This window comes from Arthrobacter sp. B2060 (assembly GCF_059090445.1).
This window is the reverse complement of the sequence record NZ_JBNHFR010000013.1, coordinates 121732-139525: the sequence shown is the minus strand read 5'-3', so window position 1 is coordinate 139525 and position 17794 is coordinate 121732. Positions and strand designations below refer to the sequence as shown.

Sequence of the window (17794 nt, the reverse complement as noted above, 5' to 3'; positions counted from 1 at the left end):
CGTTCTTCTCTTCGATCAGCTTCTGCAGGGTGCCGGTCTTCAGGCGGCCCCGGGAGAGGTCATCGAGCCAGATGGAAACACCGGCGTCGGAAAGCTGCTGGGTGGGAGTGGTAGTCATGATCTTTTCTCCTTGAGACTGTGGGGGTGTCAGGACTGGAGTCCGGCGAGGGAATCCTTGGCGGCAGCGGCGACAGCTTCTGCCGTGATGCCGAATTCCTGGAAGAGGCGCTTGTAGTCTGCCGAGGCGCCGTAGTGCTCGAGGCTGATGGAGCGTCCGGCGTCGCCGACGAACTCCTTCCAGCCGAGGGACAGGCCGGCTTCGACGGAAACGCGGGCCTTGACCGCTGCGGGCAGGACTGCCTCACGGTACGCGGCATCCTGCTTGTTGAACCACTCGACGCACGGCATGGACACCACGCGGGTGGCGATGCCCTCGGCCTGGAGCGCTTCGCGGGCCTGGACGGCGAGCTGGACCTCGGAACCGGTGCCGATCAGGATGACCTGGGCGTCCACGGTCTGACCGTCCTTGGAGGCTTCGGCCAGGACATATCCGCCGTTGGCCACGCCGGCGGTGGAACCGAAGGTGTCACCCTCGGCTTCGCCTTCGCCCCGGGCGTAGGTGGGGATGTTCTGGCGGGTCAGGACGATGCCGGCCGGGTTCGCGTGGTTCTCCAGCATGACCTTCCACGCTGCCGAGACTTCGTTGGCGTCGCCGGGACGGACCACGTCCAGGCCCGGAATGGCGCGGAGGGAGGAGAGCTGCTCAACCGGCTGGTGGGTGGGGCCGTCCTCGCCCAGGCCGATCGAGTCGTGCGTCCAGACGTAGAGGGACGGCACACCCATGAGGGCGCCGAGACGGATGGCCGGGCGCTGGTAGTCGCTGAAGATCAGGAACGTACCGGAGAACGCGCGGGTCTTGCCGTGCAGGGCGATGCCGTTCACGATCGAGGCCGCGGCGTGTTCGCGGATGCCGAAGTGCAGCACACGTCCGTAGGGGTTGCCGGACCAGGCGTCGGTCTGCTTGGACGCCGGAACGAACGACGGCGAGCCCTCGATTGTGGTGTTGTTCGACTCTGCGAGGTCGGCCGAGCCGCCCCACAGTTCCGGCATGACCGGGCCGATGGCGTTCAGCACCTTGCCCGAGGCGGCGCGGGTGGACACGTCCTTGCCGGCCGGGAAGACCGGCAGGGCTGCGTCCAGTTCGGACGGAAGCTTGCGGGCCTCGACCCGCTCCAGCAGGGCAGCGGCGTCCGGGTTGGCGGACTGCCATGCGGTGAAGGACTCTTCCCATTCCTTGCGGGCGTGGGCGCCGCGGTCCACGACGGCGCGGGCGTGGGCCAGCACGTCCTCGTCCACCTCGAAGGACTTCTCGGGGTCGAAGCCGAGAACTTCCTTCAGTGCTGCAACTTCTTCCGAGCCCAGGGCGGAGCCGTGGATCTTGCCGGTGTTCTGCTTCTTCGGCGCCGGGTAGCCGATGATGGTCCGCAGCGAAACGATGGAGGGCTTGGACGTCTCGGCCTTGGCGGCCAGAAGCGCCGAGTACAGCTCCTGGACGTCTTCCTTGTATTCACCGGTCTTGGTCCAGTCAACGCGCTGGACGTGCCAGCCGTAGGCTTCGTAGCGCTTCAGGACATCCTCGGTGAAGGCGATGTCGGTGTCATCCTCGATCGAGATGTGGTTCTCGTCGTAGATGACCACGAGGTTGCCGAGCTCCTGGTGGCCGGCCAGGGACGAGGCCTCGGAGGTGACACCTTCCTGGAGGTCGCCGTCGGAAGCAATGACCCAGATGGTGTGGTCAAACGGGGACGTGCCGGGGGCGGCGTCGGCGTCGAACAGGCCGCGCTGGCGGCGCTGGGAGTAGGCGAAGCCCACAGAGGACGCCAGGCCCTGGCCCAGCGGGCCGGTGGTGATTTCCACGCCGGCCGTGTGCCTGTACTCGGGGTGCCCCGGTGTCAGCGAGCCCCAGGTGCGAAGGGCCTGCAGGTCCTTCAGCTCCAGGCCATACCCGGAGAGGAACAGCTGGATGTACAGGGTCAGGGAGGTGTGACCGGGGGACAGGACGAACCGGTCACGGCCGATCCAGTCGGGGTTCTGCGGGTCGTGGCGCATCATCTTCTGAAAGAGAAGGTATGCGGCCGGAGCCAGGCTCATTGCGGTGCCGGGGTGGCCGTTGCCCACCTTTTCGACGGCGTCGGCGGCCAGGACACGTACGGTGTCAACGGCGCGCTGGTCCAGATCGGTCCATGACAGTTCTTGCTCTTCCAAATGTGGCACGAATCCGGGCCCCTCTCTGTGCTGATGGCAGGCGGTAGGGACAGGTCGCAGGAGGGCACAGTTTGGTGCCCGCTGCGTTTTTGTCTACCAGCCGTTCACCATTGAAACGTTGATCTTCATTCAGTCGCTGGACAGAGTGGGAATGCGGATTTTCACCGTCTCCCACTGCGCGCTGATCTGCTGACAGCTTAGCTCTATTCCACAGTTCGGGCAGGGGAAATCTCAGTAGATGGACGCAATTTTTGTTTTGTGAACCGTCTTTTTTTGGCCGCTGCGTTAATGTGATCGAAGCAGGCTCGGAGGAATCATTTTCAGTGAATTGCCGCGTCGGGCGGCTGCCGCGGACGCACGCCGGACCGCGGTATGATATCGGGAGGCCACCGGCGTACAGGCAGGGACCGCGCAGCGGACTTTCCAGCCCGTCAACCGCCGTTGAGGGATCATTCCGGACCAGGATTCGGGCAGATCAGTCAGACCACACAGCCAGACAGAACAGAGTGACTGCCAACGTGAGCACAACAGATACGCCGCTGACCTCAGCCAGGGTCCACGGAAGAGCCGGATTAGCACGCAAGGCCAAGGCGTACCTTGCTCTCACCAAACCGCGGGTCATTGAACTTCTGCTCGTGAGCACGCTGCCCACCATGATCTATGCCCAGCGCGGGTTTCCGTCCCTGGGCCTGATCCTTGCAACGCTTGTGGGTGGGGCCTTCGCGGCCGGCAGCGCGGGTGCCTTCAACTGCTACATCGACCGTGACATCGACAAGCTGATGCACCGCACGGAAAAGCGGCCGCTGGTCACCGGCGAAGTCACCCCGCGCGAAGCGCTGGTGTTCGCCTGGCTCCTGGGCGCGGCCGCCATCGCCATTCTCTGGTTCGGCGCCAATCCGCTGTCGGCCTGGCTGGGCCTGGGCGCCATCCTGTTCTACGTGGTGATCTACACCATGATCCTCAAGCGCCGCACGGCGCAGAACATAGTCTGGGGCGGCGCAGCCGGCTGCTTCCCGGTGCTGATCGCCTGGTCCGCTGTCACCAACACGGTCGAGTGGCCCGCCGTCGTGCTGTTCATGGTGATTTTCCTGTGGACGCCGCCGCATTACTGGCCGCTGTCCATGAGGTACGGCGAGGACTACCGGAACGCCAACGTGCCCATGCTGGGCGCCATCGCAGGCGCCAGGGTGGTGTCCGTGCAGGTGGTCCTTTATGCGTGGGCCATGGTTGCGTGTTCCCTGCTGATGGTTCCGACCGGCGGCGCCGGATGGGTCTACACGGTCACGGCCGTCGTGGCCGGTGCATGGTTCCTGTACGAATCGCACGCGCTGTACAACCGGGCGCAGGGCGGGGACCTCTCGGACAAGGGCGCCATGAAGGTCTTCCACGGCTCCATCAGCTACCTGACGCTGTTGTTCATCGCCCTGGCCGTCGACCCGTTCGTGGGCTCGGCCATCATGGCCGGCTAGCCCCAACCCAACCGCTCCCGCACTTTCGCAGCCACAAGGCCAACGCTCCCTCACTTTCGGTGCCGATAAAAGCAAACGCTCCCTCACACCATGTGAGGGAGCGTTGCCGTTGGGGCGGCAGTAGGTGAGGGAGCGTTGGATGGATGGGGGCTAGTGCGCCGGGCTGTAACGCGCGACGTCCCATGCATTCGTGGCGGCACTCATGAGCATTGCGGCGCCCAGCATGTGCGCGCCCACCAGGAGCGCCGGTATGCCGTTGTAGTACTGGGTGAAGCCGATGACGGCCTGCAGCAGGGTGACGCCCAGCAGCATCAGCACGGCTGAGCGGAACGGCCCCGCGATGCGGCGTTGGAAGACCATATAGCAGGCGAACAGCGTCCCGGCGGTGATCAGGTAAGCGGGGACGGCATGGACGTGCGAAAACAGATCCCAGTCGAGGCCGTTGCGGGGCGCCTCGGCGTCCCCGGCGTGCGGACCGGCGCCGGTGACCACGACGCCCAGCATGACGGCCACGGCGGAGAACAGGGCGACGGCGGTCATCACCGGACGCGCGACGCCCGGCAATGCAGGCAACACGTGGGTCATGTAGCGGCCGGTTCGTCCGTACGCGCGGTTGACGAGGAGCGTGGCAAACACCACGAGCGCCATGGAGACGAGGAAGTGCAGTCCCACCACCCAGGGGTTCAGCTTGGTGAGGACCGTGATCCCGCCGATGACGGCCTGGGCCGGGATGCTGGCCAGGAGACCCAGGGCCAGGAGGAACAGGTCCTTCCGCTCCTTCCGCAGGTTCCACAGGTAGACGAGCATCAGCGCCGCCACGGCGGCGAGGGCGAACGTCAGGAGCCGGTTGCCGAACTCGATGAAGCCGTGGATGCCCATTTCCGGGGTGTTCACGAGGGAGGCTTCGGTGCAGCGGGGCCAGGTGGGGCATCCCAGGCCGGAGGCGGTGAGCCGGACGGCGCCGCCGGTGACCACCAGGATCGTCTGGCCGATCAGGGAAAGCACCGCGAGCCGGCGGACGGCCGCATCTACGGTTACAGGCAGCCGGGACGTTATGCGGCTGACCATCTGGGGGAGGCGCGAAGCCGTGCTCACGGTTTTTCTCAATTCCACTTGAACCAACGGATGGCTGCCGCGCCGGCAAGAACCAGCCACAGCAGCAGAATAAGGACGGCGTCGCCGTTGACTGCGCCGTGCAGGAAGGCATCGCGCAGCCCTTCGCCGAGCGCCCCGGAGGGCAGCAGATGCACGACGTCCTGGGCCATGCTCGGCAGCCGCTCTGCCGGGATCACGATGCCGCCGAGGGCTCCCAAGAGGATCCACAGCAGGTTGGTGATGGCGAGCGTGGCCTCGGGCCGCACCGTGCCGGCAACCAGCAGCCCCAGCGCCGTGAAGGCGGCGGCGCCGAGCACCAGCAGGCTCAGGCCCGGTACCCATCCGGATGCATCCGGCCGCCAGCCAAGGGAGAACGCAACGGCGGAGACCACGAGGATCTGCAATGCGAGCACGGCCAGGACGGCGAGGATCTTGCCGGCGATGAGCCCGGTGCGGCCCAGCGGAGTGGTGGACAGGAAGCGCAGCACACCATAGCGGCGGTCAAAGCCCGTCGAAATGCCCTGCCCCGTGAACGCCGTCGACATCGCGCAGAGTGCGAGGATGCCCGGCACGGCCGCGTTGATCCTGCTGTCGCCCATGCCGTCCAGCAGCGGTGTGACGGTGAGGCCGACCAGGGCCAGGAGCGGCAGCACGACGGCCAGAATCAGCTGTTCGCCGTTTCGGAGCATGGTGGCTGCTTCGTATTTGCCCTGCAGGATGATGCGGCGGAGGAGGGGAGCGGCAGGGCTGCCAAGCGTGGATGTCATCGGACGTCCCTTCCGGATATGTCGAGGAAAACGTCTTCGAGGCTGCGCGCCTCCATGCTCATCGATCCGGGCATCACGCCGTGTTGCGCCCACCAGGCGGTGAGGGCGGCAAGATCGTCCGGAGTGAGTGCTCCCGTGGCCGAGTAGCTGCCCGCCCGCGTTTCCCGGATTTCCACCTCGGCAGGCAGCACACCGGCGAAGTCGAGTCCGGGCAACGCCTCGAAGTGCAGGGTGCGGACGTGTCCCTTGTGGGTCATCTCGGGCGTCTGGTGCTGCAGCAGCTGGGCGACGGTGCCCTCCGCCACGTTCCTGCCGGCGTCGATGATGTAGACGTAGTCGGCAAGCCGCTGGGCGTCGTCCATCAGGTGCGTGGTCAGGATGATTCCCATCCCGCTGTCCCGGAGCTCCGAGATCAGCCCGAACACGAGTTGGCGGGACTGGGGATCCAGTCCCGCGCTGGGCTCGTCCAGGAACAGCACTTCCGGGTTGCCGATGAGGGCGGCCGCGAGGGCAAGCCGCTGCTTCTGGCCGCCGGAGAGCCGCCGGACGCTGGTCCGGCTGAACGTGTCAATGCCGAGCCGCTCTACGAGTTCGTTCAGCGGCTTGGGGTTCCGGTACATTCCGGCGATGTGGCGGAGGAGGGGTAGGGGACGGGCCGACGGCGGGAGGCCGCCTTCCTGGAGCATGACACCCACGCGGGACCGCAGGTCAGCGCCGGCGTTGCCGGGATCCTGGCCGAGCAGGGAAATCGTTCCGCCGGAGCGCTTCTGCAGCCCCTGGGCGCATTCGATAGTGGTGGTCTTGCCGGCGCCGTTGGCACCGAGCAGCGCGGTGACCTCGCCGCGTACTGCGACCAGTGAGACGTCGCTCACCACCCTCAGCATCCTGCCATCGAGGGTGGGCAGCGGACCTACGTCCTTAATGAGCCCGTTGATGGCAAGAACGGGGGATTTGGGGGATCGCACCCAAGCATTCTACGTGAAGTAGTACTGTCTTTTCCGTGCCTTACGTCGCCGCAGGTCACCCCTGCCGTCCGCGGGGCAGGCCAGCCTTGCCTTACTGGATGGGTGGAGTAAATTACGACATGATTGTGTTGTGTATTCCATGAGAAAGCCCACTTCCCTGCCTCAGGCTGGGCCTGGCGCGCGAGTCAGCGTGCTCCACGGTGGAAAACCGGCTGCCCACGGTGCAACAGCGCCGGCGGCCGACACCGACGAGCGCACGCGTGATCGCGTCCTCAGTGCGGTGCTGGAACACGGCCCCGTCAGCGCGGCGGAACTCGGCGATCTGCTCGGCTTTACCCCCGCTGCCGTCCGCCGCCACCTGGACCATTTGTCCCGCGCCGGCGTCATCGAAGTCAAGCGCGTCGCAAGGGCAGGCAGCGGCGCCGGCCGTCCCGCGCGCCGCTATGTGCTGAGTTCGCAGGGCCAGTCCACGTTGGGCGATGACTACCTGAACATCGCCAGCCTGGCGCTCAAACAGCTCAAGGAAATCGCCGGCGCCGATGCGGTCCGCACGTTCGCCGTCGAGCGCTTCGCCGAGATGGAACGCCGCTACGCCCCCGAAGTGGAGCAGGCCGGGACGGACATCACGGCCCGCGCGCAGGCGCTCTCAGCCGCCCTGTCCCGCGACGGCTTCGTGTCCTCCACAGCCTCCATCGACGCCAAGGCACCGCTGCCGGCGGCTCTTTCCAGCGTGCAGCTGTGCCAGGGCCACTGTCCCATCCAGCAGCTGGCCACCCAGTTCCCGGTGTTCTGCGACGCGGAAACCGAGATGTTCTCGCGCCTCGTAGGCGTCGATGTCCGCAGGCTGTCGACTCTCGCACGCGGCGGCCACGTCTGCACCACCCACATACCAACAGGCCGTCCGGCCGCGACCGGGGCCGAAACCCCCGGAACCCGGCAGGACACCCTGCACGAAGTATCCAACCATCTGCAAGAAAGGCCGCTATGACGGACCAACTATCAGAGAAAACGGTTGCTGAGACTGCTGTCATTTCGGAGATTCTGGAAAAGAACCCCGAGCTGCACGGCATCGGCACCTACGAGTACGGCTGGGCCGACAAGAACGACGTGGGCGCAAATGCCCGGCGCGGTCTTAACGAGGACGTGGTCCGCGACATTTCGGCCAAGAAGAGCGAGCCGGAATGGATGCTGGACCTGCGTCTCAAGGGCCTGAAGTACTTCGACCGTAAGCCCATGCCCACCTGGGGCGCGGACCTGTCCGGAATCGACTTCGACAACATCAAGTACTTCGTGCGTTCCACGGAGAAGCAGGCTGCCACGTGGGAAGACCTGCCTGAGGACATCCGCAACACGTATGAAAAGCTCGGCATCCCGGAAGCCGAGCGCAGCCGCCTGGTCTCCGGTGTGGCAGCACAGTACGAGTCCGAGGTGGTCTACCACCAGATCCGCGAGGACCTCGAAGCCCAGGGCGTCATCTTCCTGGACACGGACACCGCCCTGCGCGAGCACCCGGAGATCTTCCAGGAGTACTTCGGCACCATCATTCCGGTGGGCGACAACAAGTTTGCCTCGCTGAACACGGCCGTCTGGTCCGGCGGTTCCTTCGTGTACGTTCCCAAGGGCGTCCACGTGGACATTCCGCTGCAGGCCTACTTCCGCATCAACACGGAAAACATGGGCCAGTTCGAGCGCACCCTGATCATCGCGGACGAGGACTCCTACGTTCACTACATCGAAGGCTGCACGGCTCCGATCTACACCTCGGACTCCCTGCACTCCGCCGTCGTGGAAATCGTGGTCAAGAAGGGCGCCCGCGTCCGGTACACCACCATCCAGAACTGGTCCAACAACGTGTACAACCTGGTGACCAAGCGCGCCATCTGCGAAGAGGGCGCCACCATGGAGTGGATCGATGGCAACATCGGCTCCAAGGTCACCATGAAGTACCCTGCCGTCTACCTGACGGGCGAGCACGCCAAGGGCGAGACCCTGTCCATCGCGTTCGCCGGCGAAGGCCAGCACCAGGACACCGGTTCCAAGATGGTCCACATCGCGCCGAACACCAAGAGCTCCATCATCTCCAAGTCCGTGGCCCGTGGCGGCGGACGCGCAGCCTACCGCGGCCTGGTCCAGATCCGCGAAGGCGCCAAGCACTCGGCCAACACCGTGCGCTGTGACGCCCTGCTCGTGGACACCATCAGCCGTTCGGACACCTACCCCTACATCGACATCCGCGAGGATGACGTCCAGCTGGGTCACGAGGCAACTGTCTCGCGCGTTTCCGAAGAGCAGCTTTTCTACCTCATGTCCCGCGGCATGCGTGAAGACGAAGCCATGGCCATGATCGTGCGCGGCTTCATCGAGCCGATCGCCCGTGAGCTGCCCATGGAATACGCCCTCGAGCTGAACCGCCTCATTGAACTCCAGATGGAAGGATCCGTCGGTTAATGACTGCCGAAATTACTACTGAGAAGGCCCGCATCGGCGCCCCTTCCATCGCAGGGTTCACCGAGGAAGGCGAGGGACTGGTCTCCGCCAAGGTTGACCACAGCCACAACCACGGCGTCACCGTCATGTCGTCGCGCGCCGAACGGCTCACGAGCTTCGACGTCGCCGACTTCGCACTGCCCACCGGCCGTGAGGAGGAATGGCGCTTCAGCCCGGTCCGCGGGCTGGCCAACCTCCTGTCGGACACCGCGACGGATGTCGATCCGGAGCCGGCTGCCGCTTTCACCGTGGACGCGCCGGAAGGCTACCTCCGCACCCCGCTGGCTCCCGGTGCCGCACCGCGCGGAACTGTCCTGACCCCGGCCGACCGTGCCGCCGTCGTCGCCTCCGCCAACGCGGACGAGGCCCTGCACCTGGTCATCCCGGCGGAAGCCGAGCCGGCTGAGCCGCTGCGGATCCTGGTCCACGGTGCCGGCGCCGGACGCCGCTCCAACGCCCACTTCGTGCTTGAGGCGGGTGCAAACTCGCGCAGCGTCGTGATCGTGGAGCACACCGGCGCGGCCGACCACAACGGCAACCTGGAAGTCATCGTCGGCGAGGGCGCAAAGCTCACCGTGATCTCCGTGCAGCTCTGGGAAGACGACGCCAAGCACCTGGGCCAGCATGACGCTCAGGTGGGCAAGGACGCTGTGTACAAGCACATCGCCGTGTCCCTGGGCGGGTCCATCGTCCGGCTCAACTCCAACGTCCGCTTCGCGGGCGAAGGCGCCGAGGCCGAACTGCTGGGCCTCTACTACGCCGATGCCGGCCAGCACCTGGAGCACCGGTCCTTCGTTGACCACAACGAGCCGAACTGCAAGTCCAACGTGCTGTACAAGGGCGCCCTGCAGGGCAAGAACGCGCACACCGTGTGGGTGGGCGACGTCCTGATCCAGAAGCAGGCCCTGGGCACCGACTCCTACGAGAAAAACCAGAACCTGGTGCTGACGGACGGCTGCCGGGCGGACTCGGTTCCGAACCTCGAGATCGAAACCGGTCTTATCGAAGGTGCCGGACACGCGAGCTCCACCGGTCGCTTTGACGACGAACACCTGTTCTACCTCATGGCACGCGGCATTCCGGAAGAGGTGGCACGGCGGCTCGTCGTGCGCGGCTTCCTCAACGAGATCATCCAGCAGATCAAGGTTCCGGCACTCGAGGAGCGCCTGACTGCGGCTGTTGAGCGCGAACTCGCCGCAACGAATTCCTAAGCAGCCCGGAAAGTACAGGATTACGGATGACTGAACAGCCAAATGGCGAGCTCGTCTGCAACGTCAACGAGATCCAGCCTAAGCAGGCCCTGCGGATCCTGATCGATGACTACCCCGTCGCGATCGTCAAGGACTCCATGGGAGAGATCCACGCCATTGGGGACACCTGCTCGCACGCGGACATCTCCCTCTCCGAGGGTGAGGTCGAAGGCTGCGCCATCGAGTGCTGGGGCCACGGTTCGCAGTTCGACCTGCGCACCGGCGAACCGCTCCAGCTGCCGGCCTACGATCCCGTGCCCGTGTTTGCGGTGGAGATCGTCGGAGACGAGGTCTACGTCGACTTCACCAAGGTCCTGAACGGCGCCGAGGCTCCCAACTTCAGCTAGTTCGTCCTGTACTAAACCACCTAACTTCCAGACTAAAAGACCGCACCACCGCCGCAAGGGCAGGTGCAGAGGAGAACACGACACATGTCTACTCTTGAGATCAAGGACCTGCACGTCAGCATCGACACCGAGCAGGGCACCAAAGAGATCCTGAAGGGCGTCAGCCTGATCATCCGCACGGGTGAGACCCACGCCATCATGGGCCCCAACGGCTCGGGCAAGTCCACCTTGGCGTCCACCATCGCGGGCCACCCCCGCTACAACGTCACGGGCGGTTCCATCACCCTGGACGGCGAAGATGTCCTCGCCATGAGCGTTGACGAGCGCGCCCGCGCCGGCCTCTTCCTGGCCATGCAGTACCCGGTGGAGGTCCCCGGCGTGACCATGACCAACTTCCTGCGCACGGCCAAGACGGCCATCGACGGCGAAGCCCCGGCGCTGCGCACCTGGACCAAGGACGTCAAGTCCGCCATGCAGCAGCTGCGCATCGACGCCGACTTCGCCCAGCGCAACGTCAACGAAGGTTTCTCCGGCGGCGAGAAGAAGCGCGTGGAGATCCTCCAGCTCGAGCTCTTCAAGCCCAAGTTCGCCGTGCTGGACGAGACTGACTCCGGTCTGGACGTCGACGCCCTCAAGGTCGTCTCCGAGGGCGTCAACCGCGCCCACGCCGCAGGCAACATGGGCACGCTGCTCATCACGCACTACACCCGCATCCTGCGCTACATCAAGCCTGAGTTCGTCCACGTCTTCGTTGACGGCCAGGTTGTTGAAGAAGGCGGCCCGGAGCTTGCCGACCGCCTTGAAGAAGAAGGCTACGACCGGTACGCCAAGGGCGCCGGATCAGCCTCGATCCCTGCCGCCGCAGCCCAGGTCTGATAAGGACACGCCATGACTGAAATCGAGGCAGCCCGCACCGGGCTGGACGAAGTCGAAGAGGCACTCAAGGACGTCATCGACCCCGAACTCGGGGTCAACATCGTGGACCTCGGGCTGCTCTACGGCCTGAAGTACTCCGAGGATGACGGCGCACTGCTGATCGACATGACCCTCACCACCGCTGCATGCCCGCTCACCGATGTGCTTGAAGAGCAGGTCGGCAAGGCGCTTGACGGCGTTGTGGACGAGTGGCGCCTGAACTGGGTGTGGATGCCGCCATGGGGTCCGGAGCGGATCACCGACGACGGCAAGGACCAGATGCGCGCCCTCGGGTTCAACATCTAAAAGCGAATACAGCACGACGACGGCGGGCCCACCTTCCAGTGAAGGTGGGCCCGCCGTCGGCGTACTCCCGCCGGCCCCCTAACCTCGCAAGCTCGGCCAGGGAACCCCGCCGGCGTGGGCCCACCCTTTGGCGGGAAGCCCCTACAGTGTGGCGGCCCTGAAAGTGTCGCACTGGGCAATGTCGCCCGTCTGGTAGCCCCGGTAGAACCAGTTCTGCCGCTGCGCACTCGAGCCGTGCGTCCATGCCTCGGGCGTGACGCGGCCGGTGGCTGCCTTCTGGATGCGGTCATCTCCGACGGCGGACGCGGCCGAGAGGGCGTCGTTCAGGTCTTTCTGGGTCAGCGGCTCGAGGAACGGCTGGCCCGTCTTTGGATCCTTCTGCGTGGTGGCGTACCGGGTCCAGAGACCGGCGTAGCAGTCCGCCTGCAGTTCCACGCGGACGGCGCCCGACTCGGGCCCGCGCGGATCCCGCTGCGCCCTGTCCAGGTTCCCGAGCACGTTCTGGACGTGGTGCCCGAACTCGTGCGCCACCACATACTCCTGGGCCAGCGGACCTCCGGAGGAGCCGAAGCGGTCCACGAGGTCTTGGAAGAAGCCGGGATCGAAGTAGGCAGTGGTGTCGGCAGGACAATAGAAGGGGCCCACCTCGGACGTGGCGGCCCCGCAGCCGGTATTTGTGCCTACCTCGAAGAGAACTGTCTTCGGACGCGGATACTCGACGTTGTACTCGGCCAGATACGCGGGCCAGAACGCATTGAGGCTGTTCACCGTGCCGGTGATCCGGCAGTCGAGCCGCTGGTCGGCGTCGGAGCCAAGTTTGCACTCGGCAGGGGCCGTTCCCTGGCTCACGCCGGGCTGTTCCTGCCCCGTGCCGATGAGCCCCTCAAGCAATTGCAGATTGATACCGAACAGGGCGGCAAGGAGCAGGACGACGCCCCCGCCGATACCGCCGCCGATCTTCGTGCCGCGGCCCATTCCGCCGCCGCGACGGTCTTCCACCTGGGATGGGTCGAGTTCGACGCCGTCATTGAAGCTCATGCTGTCACAATAGTCTTCCCGAGCAGGGCCGGGCAGGTTCCGCCGGTAAAGTTGATCCGATGCCTTTTCTCAACAGACTCCAGCGCTGGGCAGCTGAACGCCCCGACGACACCGCCGTCGTCGTGGCCGGCGAACGGCTCAGTTGGGGCGCGCTCCGCGACGAAGCGGAGGCCCTCGCCGCGGGCACTTCCGCTGAAATTAGTGTGCTCACCGAACGGAACTCCACACACTTCGCAGTCGCCTTCGCCGCCGCCGTGGCGGGCGAACGGCAATGCGCCGTCTTGGATCCGACGTGGCCGGAACCGATGCTGGCGGAGATTGTCCAGCTGCTCGGCCCGGCCGCCGAACCGGCCCCGGCGGCAGCCCGGGACTCCGTTGATGAGGACCAGCTGGCCGACGGGGATCCGGCATCGTCCTTCCTGATCGGGCTGACCTCCGGAACCACGTCCGTGCCGAAGGCGTTCACCCGCTCCCGCCGTTCCTGGCAGGAGTCCTTTGAGGCTTCCATAGAGTTTTTTGGCCTCAGCCAGGACGACAAGACCCTCGCACCCGGTCCGCTCGCGGCGAGCCTGAACCTCTACGCCCTCGCCGAGTGCCTCTACGCAGGCACCGAGTTCCATACGCTGGAGTCCTTCGACGTAGGCGACGTCCACACTGCCATCAGCCACGATGGCATCACCCGCCTGGTCCTGGTCCCCACCATGCTGCGCCTGCTCAGTGAGCGCGGGCTGACCGGCTGTGTTGACGCCTCCGGCGTGAAAACCATCATCTGCGCAGGTTCCAAGCTGGATGCCCGGACGCTGGAAGCGGCCAGGCGGTGGGCGCCAAACGCCACCATCTTCGAGTACTACGGCGCCTCCGAGCTGAGTTTCGTCTCCGGAACCGGCCTGCCCGCCGGCGTGCCCCTCGACGCCGGCGGTACGGGAATCGGCAGGCCATTCCCCGGGGTCGAAGTAAGGATTCTCGACGACGAAGGCCGGATTCTCCCGGAGGGGGCTGCGGGAAACATCTGCGTCCGCAGCGGCATGGTCAGCAACGGGTATCTGTGGGGCGATGACGGCCAGGCACTGCGGTGCTTCGACGGCTGGTTCACGGTGGGGGACCAGGGGTACCTGCAGGACGGGGAACTCCACATCCTGGGCCGGCGCTCCGACATGATCATCACGGCCGGCAAGAATGTCTACCCGCATGAGGTGGAACTCGCCCTGGCCTCCGTTCCCGGCGTCGCTTCGGCCGTCGCGGCCGGGATGGCCGACGACGTCCGGGGTCAACGCGTGGTCGCGGGGATTGTTCCGTCCCACGGCGGCCTTACAGCCACCCAGCTCAAGACCGGGCTCGAGGAAATCCTGCCCCGGGACAAACGGCCGCTCCAGTATTTCGCCCTCGCGGAGCTGCCGGTGACGGACCGGGGCAAGGTCAGCCGCGGCCTCATGCTTGACTGGATCACTGCCCGCGATTCCCGGGTCCGACGCCTTGTCTGAGAAGGCGCTGCCTGAGAAGGCGCAGTCTGAGAAGGCGCAGTCTGAGAAGGCGCTGCCCGCGGAGCGGCAGCCGGTCATCATCGCCGCCCTGCGGACGCCCATCTGCCGGGCTCACGGAGCGCTGAAGCACCTCCCTGCCCATGAACTCCTCGCGCCGGTCTTCAGGGCCCTGCTGGCCGAAACCGCCGTCGGCGGTTCTGAGCTGGCCGATGTGGTCATTGGCAATGCGGTGGGCGGCGGCGGGAACGTTGCGCGGCTCGCCGCCCTGGAGGCGGATTTGCCCGTGACAGTCCCCGGCCTCACAGTCGACCGGCAGTGTGGCTCCGGGCTGGATGCCATCGTCCTGGCGTCCCGGCTCGTCGCCTCGGGCGGCGGCGTGTATCTGGCCGGCGGAGTGGAAAGTATCAGTACCGCACCTTTGCGGGCACACCGGAACGACGACGGCGGCCCCGCCTTTTTCAGCCGCGCCCGGTTTGCGCCGGACAGCGTGGGCGATCCTGACATGGGTGTTGCCGCAGAGAATGTGGCGTCCGAGTTCCGCATCAGCCGGGACCGCCAGGATGAATTCGCGCTCCGCAGCCACCGCAGGGCTGTTGCCGCCGCCGGCTCAGGCGCGTTCGACCGGGAGATCGTTCCGCTGGAGGGGCCGGTGGGCCCGGTGACAGCCGACGACGGCCCCCGGCCCAGGCTCACTGAGGCCCTCATGGCGAGGTTCCCGGCCGCGTTTGTCGGATCCGGGACCGTCACGGCCGGGAACTCCTGCTTCGACGCGGACGGCGCTGCCGCCGTCGTCATCACGTCACTGGCCCGCGCCCGGGAACTGGGCGCGACAGACGCCCTGGTGGTTCTGGGGACGGAAACGGCCGGCGTGGAGCCGCGGCTTCTCGGCATCGGGGCGGCATCCGCTGCCTCGCGGCTGCTGGTGTCGCGGGGTGAAACCGCCGGCTCCGTGGACCTGGTGGAGTTTAATGAGGCGTTCGCTTCCCAGACTCTCGCGTGCCTGGACAGCCTGCGAATTGATCCGCTCCGGGCCAATGCCGACGGCGGGGCGCTGGCCTTCGGGCACGCGTACGGAGCGTCCGGCGCCGTCCTGGTTACGAGGCTCCTGGCGCAGGCCCGGCGGACCCCGGACGAGGAAAAGCTCGCCCTGGCGATGATCAGCATCGCCGGTGGAATGGGCACGGCTGCCCTGTTCAGGTACGCCCGGCTCTAGGAACCGGCTCCAGGAACCCGCGCGTGGTCCGTGTGCGGGGGCTGGCCGTCGTCGGCTTCTCCGAGGCCGCGGGCGGCCAGCGCATCCCCGGTGTGGCGGGCGTAGGCAACGGTGGTGATGAAAACCGGCAGGACCAGGGCACGCGGGTTGCGTTCCAGACCGCGGGCCCTTGCCGAGTCCCGGACGTCCGCATAGGCCCCGGCGATGAAGGGGATGCTGCGCAGCATGATGGCGATGGTGAGGGCGAACCGTTCGGGGTCCGCCCCGAAGCGGGTGAACGGCCGGGCCAGGGACACCACGCCGTCGAGCAGCCGTTGCAGCGGCGTGCTGGCTGTCAGCAGCGACGCCGCGACGACGCAGAGCAGGATGTTCAGGACAATGCGGGCGGCTACGGGCGCTCCGAGCTGCCACCACTGGAACAGGCCGATGGCCAGCAGCACGGGCAGCAGCGGGCGGACGGCGCGCAGGAGGCGGGCGGGTCCCGCCCCGCTGAGCAGGAACAGCGTGCACATCAGGGCAAGGGCCCCCGCCGCCAGCCGCCAGTCGACGATCAGGAATGACGCCATGCCGCACCCCCCCACCACCAGGAATTTGAGCCACAGGGGCGTGCGGTGGATCAGGGAGGTCCCCGGAACATAGTTGGCCAGCAGGAAGCCGTGGCCTCTCACGGCGCGTCGCCGCGGTCCGCGCCGGCGCGGTCGGGGACCTCAAGGCCGGCGGCGCAGAGCGAGCGGTAGTACGCGACTGCCGCGGCAGCACCGCCGTCGAACGCGATCCTGCCGGCCTCAACCACCAGCACGCGGTCCATGTCCAGCGCGAGCTCAAGGTCGTGGGTGGACATGATGATCTGCTGGCGCAGCCCGTCGATGGTGCCGCGCAGCAGTTCGCGGTTGCGGAGATCCAGGAGGGTGGACGGCTCGTCGAGGACCAGCACCTCGGGTTCCACTGCCAGCACAGCGGCAAGTGCCAGGAGCTGCCGTTCGCCGCCGGAGAGCTCGTAGATGCTCTGGTCACCCAGGGGCAGCAGGCCGAAGCGGGCCAGTGCGGCGTCGGCCCTTTCCCTGCGCTCCGCCCCGTTCCGGACCGAACGCCGAAGCGACAGCTCAACGTCCTCGCGGCCCGTCGGCATCACCAGCTGGGACAGCGGATCGGTGAAGACGAAGCCCACCTGCTGCCGGACCGCCCGCACGTGCCGGACAGTGTCTGAACCGTTGACGGTAACGGATCCCTCGCTGGGCGCGACAAGGCCGTTCAGCAGGCGCAGCAGCGTGGACTTACCGGATCCGTTGGCGCCGATCACACCGATGCGCCGTTCGGTCAGGCTGAGCGTGACGTCCTGGAGCAGCACCTTGGGCTCCGGGTGGCCGTCGACGGCGACCCGGACTCCGACGCTGCTGAGGGAAATGCTCACCGCTGGGTGGGTGACTGCTGTCCGGAGGAAGCCGTGGCGGAGGAAGCCGTGCCGGAGGTCGAGTCAGTCTGGGAGGCAGCGGCCGGTGAAGCCGGCGAAGCTGCCGCCGGCGGAGCGAGCGGGCGCACGCGGCGGACAAGCAGGTCAGGGAAGGCCTTGTGCAGGGCAAGGGCCACAGTCACCGCCAGGACGTTCTTGACGATGTCTCCCGGGTAGTACGCGAGGTCGGCGAGGAAGGCCTTGGACAGATCGAGCTTGGCATTGACCATCATGCCTAGCACGCCGAGAGCGTGGATGACGACAATGCTGGTGGCCATGGCGGCCAGGAAGAGGAAGAGGCCGCGGTACTTCAGGGTGCGACGGATCACGATGCTGGCGAGCCAGCCGACCGCTGCGGCGGCGAGGGGGAACGCGATGATGTAGCCGGCCGACGGGCCCGCCAGGATGCCCAGCCCGCTGCGTCCGCCGCTGAAGATGGGGAGCCCCGCGAGCCCAAGGAGCGTGTACAGTCCCACGGCGGCGAAGGCGCGGCCGGGACCGAGGGCCAGTCCGGTCAGCATCACGGCAAGGGTCTGGAGCGTGATGGGGACACCCAGTCCGCCGACGGGAATAGCGGCGACGAGGGCGGATCCGGCGACGAGCGCGGCGAAGACGGCGATGAGGCCGAGGTCGGTGGCGTTCCAGCGCGGGCGTCGGTGCGTGGACACGGGATGGGTCTGGGGCATGGGAGGTCCTGTCGGAGAGATACAAACAATTATCAGCTGGTGTTGACGTTACTTGCCCTG

17 protein-coding genes and 1 pseudogene are annotated in these 17794 nt (G+C 66.5%); 9 read left to right on the top strand and 9 right to left on the bottom strand.

Annotation, left to right across the window (positions count from 1 at the left end; genetic code table 11):
* A pseudogene (locus AC5RUM_RS19515) lies at positions 1-118 on the bottom strand (transaldolase); the annotation flags it as partial.
* A 29-nt stretch (positions 119-147) separates the two neighbouring features.
* Positions 148-2265, bottom strand: a complete 2118-nt coding sequence (gene tkt, locus AC5RUM_RS19510) for a transketolase (RefSeq protein ID WP_494036494.1) — start codon at positions 2263-2265, stop codon at positions 148-150.
* A 506-nt stretch (positions 2266-2771) separates the two neighbouring features.
* On the opposite strand from tkt, the gene AC5RUM_RS19505 reads away from it, so the two are divergent.
* A complete protein-coding gene (locus AC5RUM_RS19505) occupies positions 2772-3734 on the top strand; it encodes a heme o synthase (protein WP_494036488.1) in 963 nt (320 codons plus the stop codon).
* A gap of 150 nt (positions 3735-3884) precedes the next feature.
* Here the strand turns inward: AC5RUM_RS19505 and AC5RUM_RS19500 are convergent, their stop codons facing one another.
* From AC5RUM_RS19500 to AC5RUM_RS19490, 3 genes are read right to left on the bottom strand one after another with little or no spacing between them, the layout of a single operon-like run.
* Positions 3885-4829 (bottom strand): COX15/CtaA family protein, encoded by a 945-nt coding sequence (locus tag AC5RUM_RS19500; RefSeq protein ID WP_400576494.1) that lies wholly within the window; start codon positions 4827-4829, stop codon positions 3885-3887.
* A gap of 8 nt (positions 4830-4837) precedes the next feature.
* Positions 4838-5596: an ABC transporter permease gene (locus AC5RUM_RS19495; protein WP_494036487.1), complete on the bottom strand. Its 759-nt coding sequence runs from the start codon at positions 5594-5596 to the stop codon at positions 4838-4840.
* Positions 5593-6561, bottom strand: a complete 969-nt coding sequence (locus AC5RUM_RS19490; protein WP_494036486.1) for an ABC transporter ATP-binding protein — start codon at positions 6559-6561, stop codon at positions 5593-5595. Before AC5RUM_RS19490 ends, AC5RUM_RS19495 begins: the two co-directional genes overlap by 4 nt.
* 130 nt (positions 6562-6691) lie before the next feature.
* Between AC5RUM_RS19490 and AC5RUM_RS19485 the strand changes: the two genes are divergently transcribed.
* From AC5RUM_RS19485 to AC5RUM_RS19460, 6 genes are all read left to right on the top strand, one after another.
* Positions 6692-7549, top strand: coding sequence for a helix-turn-helix transcriptional regulator (locus tag AC5RUM_RS19485; protein WP_494036485.1), 858 nt, complete (start codon positions 6692-6694; stop codon positions 7547-7549).
* Positions 7546-9009: a Fe-S cluster assembly protein SufB gene (gene sufB / locus AC5RUM_RS19480; RefSeq protein ID WP_306923537.1), complete on the top strand. Its 1464-nt coding sequence runs from the start codon at positions 7546-7548 to the stop codon at positions 9007-9009. Before AC5RUM_RS19485 ends, sufB begins: the two co-directional genes overlap by 4 nt.
* Positions 9009-10259, top strand: coding sequence for a Fe-S cluster assembly protein SufD (sufD, locus tag AC5RUM_RS19475; RefSeq protein ID WP_400576482.1), 1251 nt, complete (start codon positions 9009-9011; stop codon positions 10257-10259). Before sufB ends, sufD begins: the two co-directional genes overlap by 1 nt.
* Positions 10260-10285: 26 nt before the next feature.
* The gene (locus AC5RUM_RS19470) at positions 10286-10645 is read left to right on the top strand and encodes a non-heme iron oxygenase ferredoxin subunit (protein ID WP_494036484.1); all 360 of its coding nucleotides are present in this window, start codon (positions 10286-10288) and stop codon (positions 10643-10645) included.
* 84 nt (positions 10646-10729) lie between these two features.
* Positions 10730-11521: a Fe-S cluster assembly ATPase SufC gene (sufC, locus tag AC5RUM_RS19465; RefSeq protein ID WP_494036483.1), complete on the top strand. Its 792-nt coding sequence runs from the start codon at positions 10730-10732 to the stop codon at positions 11519-11521.
* A gap of 12 nt (positions 11522-11533) precedes the next feature.
* Positions 11534-11866 (top strand): metal-sulfur cluster assembly factor, encoded by a 333-nt coding sequence (locus tag AC5RUM_RS19460; RefSeq protein ID WP_400576474.1) that lies wholly within the window; start codon positions 11534-11536, stop codon positions 11864-11866.
* A 141-nt stretch (positions 11867-12007) separates the two neighbouring features.
* On the opposite strand, the gene ypfJ is transcribed toward AC5RUM_RS19460, so the two are convergent.
* Entirely contained in the window at positions 12008-12904 is an 897-nt protein-coding gene (ypfJ, locus tag AC5RUM_RS19455) for a KPN_02809 family neutral zinc metallopeptidase (RefSeq protein ID WP_494036482.1), read from the bottom strand.
* Between the two features lie 59 nt (positions 12905-12963).
* On the opposite strand from ypfJ, the gene AC5RUM_RS19450 reads away from it, so the two are divergent.
* Together AC5RUM_RS19450 and AC5RUM_RS19445 are read left to right on the top strand one after the other, a co-directional pair.
* Positions 12964-14385 carry a class I adenylate-forming enzyme family protein gene (locus tag AC5RUM_RS19450; protein ID WP_494036481.1) on the top strand — a complete coding sequence of 474 codons (1422 nt, stop codon included), beginning with the start codon at positions 12964-12966 and terminating at the stop codon, positions 14383-14385.
* A complete protein-coding gene (locus AC5RUM_RS19445) occupies positions 14378-15598 on the top strand; it encodes a thiolase family protein (RefSeq protein WP_494036480.1) in 1221 nt (406 codons plus the stop codon). Before AC5RUM_RS19450 ends, AC5RUM_RS19445 begins: the two co-directional genes overlap by 8 nt.
* On the opposite strand, the gene AC5RUM_RS19440 is transcribed toward AC5RUM_RS19445, so the two are convergent.
* From AC5RUM_RS19440 to AC5RUM_RS19430, 3 genes are read right to left on the bottom strand one after another with little or no spacing between them, the layout of a single operon-like run.
* Entirely contained in the window at positions 15595-16266 is a 672-nt protein-coding gene (locus tag AC5RUM_RS19440; RefSeq protein WP_494036479.1) for an energy-coupling factor transporter transmembrane component T family protein, read from the bottom strand. The genes AC5RUM_RS19445 and AC5RUM_RS19440 overlap by 4 nt on opposite strands.
* On the bottom strand, positions 16263-17009 hold the full coding sequence (locus AC5RUM_RS19435; RefSeq protein ID WP_494036478.1) for an energy-coupling factor ABC transporter ATP-binding protein: 747 nt from the start codon (positions 17007-17009) through the stop codon (positions 16263-16265). The genes AC5RUM_RS19440 and AC5RUM_RS19435 overlap by 4 nt, the downstream gene beginning before the upstream one ends.
* Complete coding sequence (locus AC5RUM_RS19430) at positions 17006-17734, bottom strand: biotin transporter BioY (RefSeq protein ID WP_494036477.1); 729 nt, start codon at positions 17732-17734, stop codon at positions 17006-17008. Before AC5RUM_RS19430 ends, AC5RUM_RS19435 begins: the two co-directional genes overlap by 4 nt.
* Between the last annotated feature and the right edge of the window lie 60 nt (positions 17735-17794).